General features: G+C 76.4%; 7 protein-coding genes. All 7 read right to left on the minus strand.

Annotated elements, in window-relative coordinates:
• Positions 1-34 precede the first annotated feature (34 nt).
• On the minus strand, positions 35-1,060 hold the full coding sequence (locus PV682_RS40425) for a methyltransferase (RefSeq protein WP_319737441.1): 1,026 nt from the start codon (positions 1,058-1,060) through the stop codon (positions 35-37).
• A gap of 240 nt (positions 1,061-1,300) precedes the next feature.
• A complete protein-coding gene (locus tag PV682_RS40430) occupies positions 1,301-2,086 on the minus strand; it encodes a thioesterase II family protein (protein ID WP_319737442.1) in 786 nt (261 codons plus the stop codon).
• A complete protein-coding gene (locus PV682_RS40435; protein WP_319737443.1) occupies positions 2,083-3,195 on the minus strand; it encodes a cytochrome P450 in 1,113 nt (370 codons plus the stop codon). The genes PV682_RS40430 and PV682_RS40435 overlap by 4 nt, the downstream gene beginning before the upstream one ends.
• On the minus strand, positions 3,192-4,295 hold the full coding sequence (locus tag PV682_RS40440; protein WP_319737444.1) for a Gfo/Idh/MocA family oxidoreductase: 1,104 nt from the start codon (positions 4,293-4,295) through the stop codon (positions 3,192-3,194). The genes PV682_RS40435 and PV682_RS40440 overlap by 4 nt, the downstream gene beginning before the upstream one ends.
• The gene (locus PV682_RS40445; RefSeq protein WP_319737445.1) at positions 4,292-5,407 is read right to left on the minus strand and encodes a saccharopine dehydrogenase NADP-binding domain-containing protein; all 1,116 of its coding nucleotides are present in this window, start codon (positions 5,405-5,407) and stop codon (positions 4,292-4,294) included. Before PV682_RS40445 ends, PV682_RS40440 begins: the two co-directional genes overlap by 4 nt.
• Complete coding sequence (locus tag PV682_RS40450; RefSeq protein ID WP_319737447.1) at positions 5,404-10,824, minus strand: non-ribosomal peptide synthetase; 5,421 nt, start codon at positions 10,822-10,824, stop codon at positions 5,404-5,406. Before PV682_RS40450 ends, PV682_RS40445 begins: the two co-directional genes overlap by 4 nt.
• Positions 10,821-12,129: phosphopantetheine-binding protein (locus tag PV682_RS40455; protein WP_319737448.1), on the minus strand; the 1,309-nt coding region annotated here is incomplete at its 5' end. The genes PV682_RS40450 and PV682_RS40455, both read right to left, overlap by 4 nt.

A 12,129-nucleotide genomic window follows, 5' to 3' on the forward strand; every position in this document is an offset into this window, starting at 1 on the left:
ACGGTTCAGTACCGTGCCGCCCGCCCCTTGTGTGTCACCTGCCGCAGGTCACCAGATGGATGCCGGTCCCGGTGACCTGGCGCCCGGTCACCCGCAGGCCCGCGCGGGCCACCAGCTCGTCCAGCTGCCGGGGCGTCCGCTCGCGCCCGCCGAACAGCACCAGCAGCCGCAGATCCATCGCGGCGCCCACGTCGGCGCGGCGCCCCTCGGTGACCAGGTTCTCCACGACCAGGATCTCGCCGCCGCCGCCGGCGGTCGCCTCGGCGCAGCGGCGCAGGATGCGCACCGCGTCGTCGTCGTTCCAGTCGTGCAGCACCCAGGTGAGGAGATACAGGTCCGCGCCGGCCGGCAGCGGGTCGAAGAAGCTCCCGGGATGCACGTCCGCGCGCTGCGCGTGCCCGGCGGCGTCGAGCGCGCCCCGCGCCTCCTGGGCCGTCTCCGGCAGGTCGAGCAGCGTGCCGCGCAGCCCGGGGCGCGCGGTCAGCAGCCGGGCGAGGAGGGAACCGGAGCCGCCGCCGACGTCGACCACGTGCCCCTGCTCGGGCCACGGGTGGGCGGCGACGACCTCCGGCGCCGCGAACGTCGTGTGCACGGCCATCAGGTCGGCGTAGGAGCGGGCGAGGTCGGGGCTGTCCGTGGTGTCCTGCCACAGGGACCGGCCGTGCACGAGGGGATAGGCGGGCTCGCCGGTGCGCACGGTGTCGAGCAGCCGCCCGAACGCCTGGTCCATCCGCCCGCCCATGCCGTCCAGGTCGAACCAGGCCCGCAGCCCGAACGGCCCCCGCTCCCGCAGGAGTTCCGCCGCGGGCGTCAGCGCGTAGGTGTCCGGCCCCGGCTCGGCGAAGACACCCCGGCCGACGAGGACCCGCAGCATGCGGCGCAGGGCGTCCGCGTCGGCGCCCGCGGCCCGGGCCAGGTCGGGCAGGGCGGTGTGGCCGGCGGCGATGTGGTCGGCCAGGCGCAGGGTCGCCGCGACCCTGATCGCCCACGGCGTGACGAGGTCGGCGAGCGCGGTCAGGTCGACGCGCGCGGGGGCCGCCGTTTCCGGGAGGGGGGTCATGTCGCTCCAGTCGGGGTGGTCGGGGGAATGCGGGATGGGGGTGAGGGCGCGGCGTGTACGGGGCTGGGGAGGGGCGGTTGCCGGGCGCGCGGGCTGGTCGGGGGCACACGGGACACGGTCGGTGGGTGCGGGCGCGCGTCGCGTGTGGCGCGGGCGGTGGTGGTGCCGGGCTTGTCTTGTGGGGCTGCCGGGCGCACCGGGTTGCGGATCACGCGGTCGGTGGCGGTGTTCGCGGGGCGGTCAGGGGAACACGGGACAGATGGCGGGCGTGGGCGCGCCGCACGCGTCGAGGACGGCCGCGACGACCCGTTCGGCCTGTTCCACCAGGTAGAAGTGCCCGCCGGGCAACACCAGGCGGCGGAAGACGCCGGACGTGGCGTCGCCCCAGGTCGCCACGTCCGTCACCGTCGCCTCCTCGTCGCGATCCCCGGTGAGCGCGGTCAGCGGGCAGCGCACGCGGGCCGCCGGGGCCGGGCGGTAGGTCTCGACGAGCCGGTAGTCGGCGCGTACCGAGGGCAGCAGCACCGCCCGTATCTCCGGGTCGTCGAGGAGTTCGGCGTGGGTGCCGTCCAGGCGGCGCAGCTCGGCGGCGAGGCCGTCGTCGTCGCGCAGATGCACGGAGCCCGGCCGCTGGCGGCGCGGGCCGGGGCGGCCGGAGACGAAGACGTGCCGGGGCCCCACGCCCGATGCCTCCAGGCGCAGGGCGGTCTCCCACGCGACCGAGGCCCCCATGCTGTGGCCGAACAGGACGCGTTCCCGGTCCGGTCGGTCCCGGCGCAGCACCTCGGCGAGGGCCCCGGCCAGCTCGGCCATGGACGCGGCGGCCGGTTCCGCGAGCCGGTCCTGACGGCCCGGGTACTGCACGGCGAGCAGCTCGACATGGGGTGGCAGCAGCTTCCCCCACGCGGTGTAGAACGCGGCGCTGCCGCCCGCGTGCGGGAAACACACCAACGAGGTCGACGCCGTCGGCCGGGGTAGCGGGCGGCGCAGCCAGAGCGAGACGGCGTCGCTGGTCACAGGGGTCATTCGGTACTCCACAGGACGGGAAGCGTCGCCGGACCGCGGCTCATGAAGTCGCCGGCCCGGCGGAAACGGAAGTCGGGCGCGAGCCGCAGCCCCGGGTGCCGCTCGATCAGCACCTCGGCGGCGACCCGCAGCTGGAGCCGGGTCAGCGAAGCGCCGAGGCAGGCGTGCGGGCCCTTGCCGAAAGCCAGATGGGCCCGCAGCCCCGGCCGCCCCGGGCGGAACGCGTCGGCGTCCTCGCCCCACCGCGCCGGGTCCCGGTTGGCGGACGCGACCACGGCGATCACCCGCTCCCCGGCCCGCACCGGCGTGTCCGCCAGCACGGTGTCCCGGGTGGCGGTGCGCATCTGCCACAGCGCGGGCGGATCGAGCCGCAGCGACTCCTCGACCGCCTCCGGCAGGCCCTCGGTGCGCCAGTGGTCCTCCCGCAGCAGCCGCAGCACCAGATTCCCCAGCGCGTGGCGGAGGTTGGGCACACCGGCCACGATCAGGAAGTGCAGGAAGGTCACGGCCTCCGCGCGGTCCAGCCGCCCCAGTACGCCGCCCAGGGCGGGCCCCTCGGCGGCCCGCAGCGCCCACCGCTCGAACGCGGGCCACTCGGGGCGGGCCCGGTGCCCCAGCAGATCCGTGAAGCCGGCCGCCCAGCGGTCGTACGCCGCCGCGTCACCGTCGGCCACCCCGCAGAAGGCGGCCAGCACGGCGCGCGGCAGCGGGGCCGCGAACCCGGCGACGAGATCCGCTTCCCCCGTCAGCTCACCGGCCAGCGTCGTCGCGCGCTCCCGCACCACGGGCTCCAGCCCCGCCACCACGGTCCGCGCGAAGGCGGGGGAGAGCAGCCGGCGCAGCCGGGTGTGGGCGGGCGGGTCGAGCTGGGACAGGGCCAGCTCCCGGTCCGCTTCCGCCGTGTCCGGCACGGACGTGTTGTTGCGGCGGCTCGACCACACCTCCGGGGCCGCCAGCACCGCCCGCACGTCCGCGTCCCGGACCACCACGTGCCAGCCCGGCAGCGGCGAGGACACCGGGCGCTCGCGGCGCAGCGCCGCCAGCCTCGGGTACGGGTCGTCGGTGTGGCTCAGGTCGAGCGGGTTGAAGGCGGCTGCCACGCTGCTCACAGGCCCTCCCGCTCCCGTACGGCCGCCACCAGGTCCGGCGCGGTGACCGGCTCGGGCGCGGGGCGCCGGACCAGCTCGGGGTAGCCGAGCCGGGCCGTGAGGTCCTCCCAGATCTCGCTGAGCGTCAGGTGGTACTGGCCCGCCCGCAACGGGTCCTCGCCCGCCCCCGCAGCGCCCGCCATGGCCCGCAGCGCCCGCCGGACGCCCTCCGGCCAGACCTCGGTGTACACCTCCCGGTGCGTGGGAGCCTCGGCCGGGCCGACCGGCTGCACGCTCGGCAGCCGCACCAGCCGGTGGGCCTCGCTGTCGAAGTCCAGCTCGCCGTCGTCACCCCGGGGCGCGGGCAGGGCCGGGCTCCACAGCACGGGGCCGTGCGTGCTCGCCAGGGTGAGGGTGCCGCCGCTGAAGCCGAGCGCGGCACGGTGCAGCAGGTGGGTGTGGTTGTCGGGGTCCTCCGGGTCGAGCTGGTTCAGCACGCGCAGGGTGACCGGGACTCCGTTCAGCCGGCCCTCCAGCGTGCTGAACGGCCCGCCGCCGGGCGCGGGACCGGTGAACTGCCAGGGCCGCAGCCCGCCGAGCGCCTGGCCGAGGATGTCGACCAGGTCGTACGCCACATGGATGGCGCAGGCGCCCTCCGCGTACAGCAGTTCCTGCCGCCCCGCCAGATGCCGGGCGGCGGCGAGGAAGCGGCGTACCGGCGCGAGGTGCGGATAGAAGGTGTTCAGCCGGTACTGGACGCCGTTCGCGCGCGCGGAGCGCAGGCACGCCGCCAGCTCCACCCGGTGGATCGGGTGCTCGTGCAGCACGTGCACCCCCTGGTCCATCAGCCGCTGCGCGAGCGCGGCGCCCTCCCCGCCGCCGACCCCGTTCGGTACGACCACACAGGCCAGGTCGGCGAGGGCGGGCACGTCGTCCGGGTCGGTGAGCAGAGGGACGCCGTAGCGCTCGGCGCAGGCCTTGGAGCGGGCGCTGCCCCGGCCGAGGACGCCGGTCAGGCGGAACGGGAACTCCGGCCCCGGCTCGCGGAAGGCACTGAGGTAGACGCGGCCGAAACCGGTACCGCAGACGACGACTCGGGTCACAGGCTTCTCTCGGGTCACAGGGTTCCTTCTTCCACGGGCGGATGGGCCAGCGGGCCGTCCAGCAGACGCAGGCCGCGTACGGCGGGGGACCGGGCGATACGGCGGACCGTGCAGCCCGGGTCGGGCAGGCCGGCGAAGTGGAGCTGCCCGGGCGGGAGCCCGCCGTCGAGCAGGGCGAGCGCGGCGTGCGCGCAGGCCGTGCCGGTCAGGGCCGAGGAGTCGGTGCCGGTGAGCACCAGGGCGCGGCGCCCGTCGAGCTCGCAGGTGACGACGTGGTACGGCGTCCGCCCGGCGAGATCGGTGAGCGTGGCCCGCGACAGCTCCTCCGCCGCCCGGTCCACGTCCGGACCCGGGGCGAGCCCGGCGCGGTACCGGTCCAGGACGGCCCGGGTGGCCTCCCCGCCGAACACCGTGTACCAGCGCACCTCGCCGACCCCGTACCGCCGGGCGACCCCCACGGCCTCCTCGGTGAGGTACGGGATCGCCGTCACGTCCCCCGCGAAGTACGGCAGCCGCACCCCGCGCTCCACCGCGAGGGCCCCGGGCACCCGGCGCCCGCCGCGCCACACGGCGGTCACCTCACCGCCCGGCCGCGCGAGCCGGTCCATGAAGTCCCGGGCCGCGGCGGGCGGAAAGTGCGGAAGCCCACCGACCCGGACCGTCAGGGTGCCGGGCAGGCCCCCGGCCCCGGGCGGGCCGGGGAACAGGAGTCCCGGCAGCAGGCCCGCGAGGCCCGGCATCGATCCGGCGCCGATCACCGCCGTCCGCCACCGCAGCAGCCGCTCGTACGGTGGCGGGCCGGGCAGCTCGGTGGTGTCGTTGACGTCGGCCAGGTCCGCGCCCGCCGCGAGGGCGGCCTCGGCGACCTGGTGGCCGACGGCCCGGACGGGCCCGGTGGCGTTGACGACGACGCGGCAGCCGGCGCAGAACGCGGCGAGGGCACGGGCGTCGGCCACGTCGACCGGGTCCGGCCACACCTCGACCCCGGCGGGCAGGGCCCGGCCGGGCGGGCGGCGTACCGCCGCCCGCACCGGCCCGACGCCGAGCCGCAGCAGCTCCGCCAGCACGGCCCGGCCCACCGAGCCGCCCGCCCCGACCACGCCCACCGCGACCGGGGCGCCGCGCCTCACGGCGTGCCGCCGGCCGCCGAGGCCACCTGGGCGGCGTGCGGGGCGCGCAGGCAGCCGAAGTGGTCGCCGTCGACGTCGACCACCGTCAGGTCGCCGAGGCACACCTCGCGCCACAGCTCGTCCGCCTCCTGCCCGAACCCGGCCAGGAACCGCAGCCGGCCGCGCGGGCGCACGAGGGTGATGTCACCCGCGTACGGCTGGGTGGTGTGCAGCGAGGCGGCGGCGAAGGCGTGCCGGAACACCCGGTACAGGCCCGGCACATGGGCCGCCTCGCCGTCCCCGCCCAGGGTGCGCGCGATGGCCGCCAGCCGCTGAGGCTGCGGCACCTCGCCCAGCGCGCGCATCCGGCGGGCCACCGCCTCCAGGCGCGGTTCACCGCACAGCGCGGCGAAGGCACCGGCCGGCACCCGGCCGGGCGTGGCCTCCAGGACGGCCCGCAGCGCGGCGCCCAGCTCCTCCTCGTCGTCCGGGTACCCGGCCGCCACCGGGTCGGCGCCCAGCACCCGCGCGAAGGCGTGCTCGATCAGCAGCTCGTCCTCGCACACGAACGCGGGCGGGCTGCTGCTGACCACCGTCAGCTGTTCGACGTGCGCCCCGCTCTCGGTGAGCTGCCGGGCGATCTCGGTGGCGAGCTGTCCGCCCAGGCAGTAGCCGGTGAGCCGGAACCGTCCGGCTCCGGTCGCGGTCAGCCGCCGGACGTGCTCGGCCGCGAGCAGTTCCACGAACCTCTCCGCAGGGAGGTCCACGCACGCGTCCACGTCGCCGACGGCCAGCCCGACGAGCGGCCCGTGGTCGGCCAGCCGGGCGGCGAGGTCCCGGTAGGGGGCCATGGTGCCGATCCCCTCGTGCACCAGCACCTGGAGCACCCCGCCGTCCGGCGCGTCACCGAGCGGCAGCAGCGCGCTCGCCTCGCCCGCCCCCGCACCGGCCGCCTCGCCCGCACCCCGCAGATGGCGGGCCAGGGCGGCGACCGTCGGCCGGTTCAGCAGTTCCCGCAACAACGTGTCGAACTGCTGCTCCGCCGCCTCGGGCACCTCCTCGATCAGCCGGGCGGACAGCTGCGCGAGGATCAGCGAGTCCGCGCCGAGCTCGAACAGGCTGCGCTCACGGTCGACGGACGCGGCACCCAGCGCCCGGGCGACGACCTCGGCGAGCCGCTCCTCCAGCGCGTCGGCGGGCTTCGCCTCTCCGTCCGCCCGCTCGGCCCGCCCCGGGGCCTCCTCCGCCGCGACGGCGGCGTCGGCGGCAGCGGCGCGCCGGGCCAGGGCCTTGCGGTCCACCTTGCCGTTGGCCGTGAGCGGGAGCCCGTCCACGATGTGCAGCGCGGCGGGCAGCATGTAGGCCGGGAGCCGGGCCGCGAGGTGGTCGCCGACCTCGGCCGGGTCGACGAGGGCGCGGTCGGCCTTGAAGCGGACGGCGAAGACGTGCTGCCCCAGCGGCTCCAGGACGTGTCCCGCCTGCGGGAGGCACACCTCGGTGCGCCCGCCCGCCTCCGTGAAGAGCCGCAGCCACTGCTCACGGGTCACGAACGTGGCGTCGGACCCGCCGCTGCGCCGCACGTCCTCCGCGCCGGTCATCATGAACGCCTGCGAGATCAGGATCTCGTAGTGCTCCCGGGTCGGTTCGGTGACCAGCAGCAGCCCGCCGGGGACGAGCAGCGAGCGCAGCGCGGTGAGCGCCGCCGCCGTGTCCCGGGCGTTGTTCAGCACGCCCGCGCACACCACCACGTCGTACGCGTCGGGGGACAGGCCCTGCTCGACCGGGTCGCCGTCCACGTCGTACAGCCCGTACCGCAGCCGCGGGTCGGGGCCGAACCGTTCGCGCGCCCGGTCCAGGAAGAAGGGGCTGACATCCGTGAACAGCCACTCCACCGGACGCCCGTCGAGCGCGGCGAGCGCGCCCGCCGTGCTCGCCCCGGTCCCGGCGCCCACCTCCAGCACGCGCAGCGGCCGGCCGGGAGCCAGCCCCTCGGCCGCCGAGCGCAGGGCGGCGGCCAGGACGCGGTTGAGGTAGGCGGACATGACGTTCTCGCGGTAGGCCGCGTCGGCCGTCTCCATCCGGGCCCCGGGGAACAGCAGGTCGACCGCGCCGACCCGGTCCTGCATCAGCTCGCCCAACTGGTCCGCGTTGGCCCGCAGATAGGCCAGCAGCTCGACCGGGCCCAGCTCGTCGCTCCACACGGCGGCCACCCGGTCCCAGGCCGCCGGCGCCGACGGGGGCTGCCCGGCGAGCCGGTAGCGGCCCGGCTCCGGCACCTCCAGCAGGCCCTCGCCGGCCAGCACCGACAGCCAGCGCCGGATCACCCGGTGGTGGCGCGGTACGGCCGCCGTCGCGGCCACCTCGTCGGCGCTGTGCACGGCGTCGGGCGCCGCGAACAGGCCGCGGGCCCGCAGCGCCTCCAGCATCGACGCCAGCGACGCCTCGTCCAGCAGCCGGGCGAACGCGCCGATCAGCTCCGGCTCGGCGACCGTGACCGCCTCACCCGCCGCACGGGCGTCCCGCACCAGGGCCTCGTCCGGCCCGGCGGCCGGTTCGTCCGCGCGGCGCGCCGGCTGCGCGAAGGCGACCAGCCGGCGTTGCAGCGGATCGTCGCCTACGGCCAGGGCGGCAGCCGCCCCGATCGCCGGATGGCCCGTCAACGCGGCCTCGACCTCGGCGAGTTCGATGCGGTGCCCGCGGATCTTGACCTGCCCGTCCTCGCGGCCCAGGAACTCGATGTCGCCGCTCGGCAGCCACCGGCCCAGGTCACCGGTGCGGTACAGCCGCTCGCCGGTCACGGGATGGACGACGAACCGCCGGGCCGTGGCCTCCGGGTCGCCGTGGTAGCCGAGCGCCAGCCCGCTGCCGCCGATGCACAGCTCGCCCGGCACCCAGTCCGGGCGGGGGCGCAGGGCCTCGTCCAGGACGTGGAAGGTCTGGTTGGCGAGCGGCCTGCCGTACAGGATGCTCGGCCGGTCGGGGTCGACGGGCTCCTCGACGGGGTGGTGGATGGACCAGATCGCCGCCTCGGTCGCCCCGCCGAGGCTGATCAGCCGCAGTCCCGGCAGCAGGGCGCGCACCCGGTCCGGCAGCCGGACCGGGATCCAGTCGCCGGACAGCAGCCCGAGCCGCAGGTCCGACAGGCCCGCCACGTCCCCGGAGCCGGTGGCGGAGGCCAGGTAGTCGTGCAGCATCTGGAGCTGGGCGGGCACCGAGTTCCACAGCGTCACCCGGTGGCGGGCCGCCAGGCCGGCCCAGTGCGAGGGGTCGCCGCGCCGCTCCGGGTCCGGCAGGACGAGTGCGCCGCCGTGGGCCAGCGGCCCGAAGACGTCGTACACGGACAGGTCGAAGCCCAGCTGGGCGAGGCCCAGGACCCGGTCGTCGGGGCCCACGCCGAACCGGTGGTCGATGTCGGCGACCGTGTTGAGCGCCGCCCGGTGCGAGACGGCGACGCCCTTGGGCTCACCGGTCGAACCGGAGGTGTAGATGATGTACGCCGCCTCGCCGGGGTCCACCCGCCGCGGCTCGGGCGCCTGCGACGGCGGCTCCAGCGCGTCCACGGCGATCGACGGCACCGCGAACGTGCCGTCGAGACGCGTCTGCGTGAGGACGGCCCGCGCCCCGCTGGAGGCCAGCACCTGGGCGCGCCGCGCGGGCGGGTGGACGGTGTCGACGGGCACGTAGACGCAGCCGGCGTGCAGGGCGCCGAGCACGGCGGGGATCTGCTCCCAGCCCTTGTCCATCACGATCGCCACCCGGTCGCCCGCCGCGACTCCCGCCTCGCGCAGCCGCGCGGCCACCGCGTGGGCGTGCGCGACTAGGTCGGCGTAGGTCAGCGTGCGGTCGGGCGCGACGACCGCCGGCCGGGCGGCGTGGGCGGCGGCAGCGGTGAAGACCCGCTCGTGCAGCAGCCCGTCCGGCAGCGGTCGGGCGGTGGCGTTGGCCGCCGCGTGCCGGGTGGCCTGCGCCTGCGGCAGCCGCACCGGATCGCCGCCGTCCCACGGCGCGTCGGACACGGCCAGCTCCCGCACGAGCGCGGCGAACGCGCCGAACGCGTCGTCCACCGCCCCCTCCGGCAGGACGCCCTCCCGGACGTCCCAGCCCAGCAGGACCTCGCCGCCCGACTCCATCACCTGGCAGTCGATCCACACCTGCGGCGTCTGCGTCACCCCGTACACCACCCGCCCGACGCCGGTCCGCTGCGCCTCGGTGCCCTGGAGCGTGCTGGTGAACACCACCGGCATCAGCGCGGGCGCCGAGCGGCGGGCCGCCTCGCGCAGCACCTCGACGCCCGAGTACAGCCCGTGGTCGAGGTCCTCGAAGAGCTGCCCGCCGAGCGCCCGGGCCCGCTGCGCGAAGGACGTCCCGGCCTCGGGCTCGACCGCCAGCAGGGTCACGGACGTGAAGTCGCCGACCACCCGGCCGATGTCGGGGTGCACCGGACGCTTGGCGAAGACCGGCAGGTTGAGCGTGAAGCGCGGCTTGGCGCTCCACCGGCCGACGATCTCGGCGTAGGCGGCGAGCAGCACCGTCGACACGGTCAGGTCGCGCGCGGCGGCCCGGCCCCGCAGCGCCGCCGACTCGTCGGCGGTCAGCCGGTCCGCGAGCCGCCTGAACCGCACCTCCCCGCCCGGCTCCTCGGCCAGGACCGGCAGGTCGGGCGCGGGCGGCAGCGCGTCGAGGCGCTCCAGCCAGTAGTCCCGGTCCCGCGCCCAGCGGGCACTGTCGCGCAGCCGCCGCTCGGCCAGCACATGGTCACGGAAGGAGACCGGTACGGGGTCGAGCGGCCGCTCCGGCTCCAGGCACAGCCGCTCCAGCTCGCCCAGGAGCTGCTGGACGCCCGAGAAGTCGGTGACCAGCAGATCGACGGAGAGGTGTACGAGCAGCCGCTCCGGGGAGGCGGTGAGCCGTACGTCGAACAGCGGCCACACGGCCGGGTCGTACGTGCGCTGCGCCAGCTCGCCGCGGATCCGCTCGGCCTCCTCGGCCCCGGCGACGGGTATCCGGTGCGGCGGCACGTCCTTGAGGACCTGCTGGCCGTCCGGGTGGTACACGGTGCGCAGCGCGTCGTGCCGCTCCACCAGCGCCTCCCAGGCGCCGGCCACCCGCTCCGGGGCGACGGTGCCCGGCAGCTCGTACTCCAGGTAGGCGTGGCAGCCGATCCCGCCGTAGGCGAAGGCGTCCGTGCGGCCCAGGAGGTACGAGGACTGCACCTCGGTCAGCGGGAACGGCAGGTGCCGCCCGTCGGGGTCGGGCACCAGGGGCTCGGCGAACGGGTCGCGCAGATGGGCGAGTACGGCGTCGCGGCCGTCACGCAGCCGCTCGCGCAGCTCCTCGGTGAGGGCGCCCTGGGGCGCCCGGAAACGGATGCGGCCGTCCTCCTCCCACAGCTCGACTCCGACGGCGGCCAGTTCCGACACCAGCTCGGCGGCGCTCACAGCTCCCCCTCTTCCCAGTTCTGTTCGATGGTGTGTTCGGTCGTGCGGTGGGTGACGGCGGCGCCGAGAGCGGCCACCGTCGGGTGGGCGAAGAACGTCCTCAACGGGACTTCCACGCCGGTTCGTTCGCGCAGTCGCGCGATCAGCCGGGTGGCCAGGAGGCTGTCGCCGCCGGCCGTGAAGAAGCCCTGGTCCCGGCCCGCGGGCGGGCTGTCGGGCAGCAGCTCGGACCAGAGCGCGGCCACGAGTTCCTCGGCGGCGCCGCGTGGCGAGCCGCCCGCGCCGGACCGGACGGCCGGGGCGGTGGGCCGTGCGGCTCGCTCGCCGTCCGCGAGACCTGTGCCGAGGAGCAGCGCGTCCCAGTCGTCCGTGGCGGACAGCTCGTCCAGCAGGGCGAGTTGACGGTCCATCAGGTTCTGGGGCAGGTCGTCGGGCAGGAGGCCGGTCACCGCGTCCCAGGTGAGCCTGAGCCCGTCGGCGTCCTCCAGGACCTGGTGGTCGAGCCAGACCTGCGGCGTCTGGGACACGGACCAGTGCGGCGGCGTCAGCAGCCGGGCCCGCTCGTCGTCGATGCCGAGGGCGCTGGTGAACACCACGGGCATGGCGGCCTGCTCGGGCCCGCGTTCCTGGGCGAGCTGGCGCATCACCCACACGGCCGAGACCGCCCGGTGGTCGAGGTCGGTCCACAGCCGCGCCTGGAGTCCACGCAGCCGCGCGAGCCAGGACTCGCCCGCTCGCGGACGGTGGGCGGCCAGCAGCAGCGAGGTGAAGTCGCCGGCGATCCGGTTGATGTGCGGATGGACCTCCTGCCGGTCGAACAGGGTGAGGTTCACGGTGAGTTCGGGACTCTCCGCCTGCTCGCCCAGCGCCTCCGCGTACACGCCCAGGAGGAGGACCGACGGGGTGATGCCGTGGACCCGGGCCCGGTCCTGGAGCCGCGCCCACACCTGTGGCGGCAGGTGCGTCGCCCGGCGCGCGAAGTGCGGGCGCCCGACGGCGGACGGCTCGCGCAGCAGGGGCAGCCGGGGCGCCGGGGGCAGCTCCGGCAGCCGCTCCCGCCAGTACGCCCGGTCGGCGGCCACGGCCTCAGGCGAGGGCCGCACCGAGGTCAGGTAGTCCCGGAACGTCGGCTCCACCGGCGGCAGTTCGACGCCGGGATCGTCCCGGAGCTGCCGCAGCTCGGTGAAGACGATCATCATGCTGAGCCCGTCGAGGACCAGGTTGTCCAGGCTGACCCCGATCCGCGTACGGCGCTCTCCGTCCGCTGCCGTGTAGTGCACGGCGCGGACGTCGAACAGGGGCCAG

Source organism: Streptomyces niveiscabiei, from assembly GCF_033794345.1.
GTDB lineage: Bacteria > Actinomycetota > Actinomycetes > Streptomycetales > Streptomycetaceae > Streptomyces > Streptomyces niveiscabiei.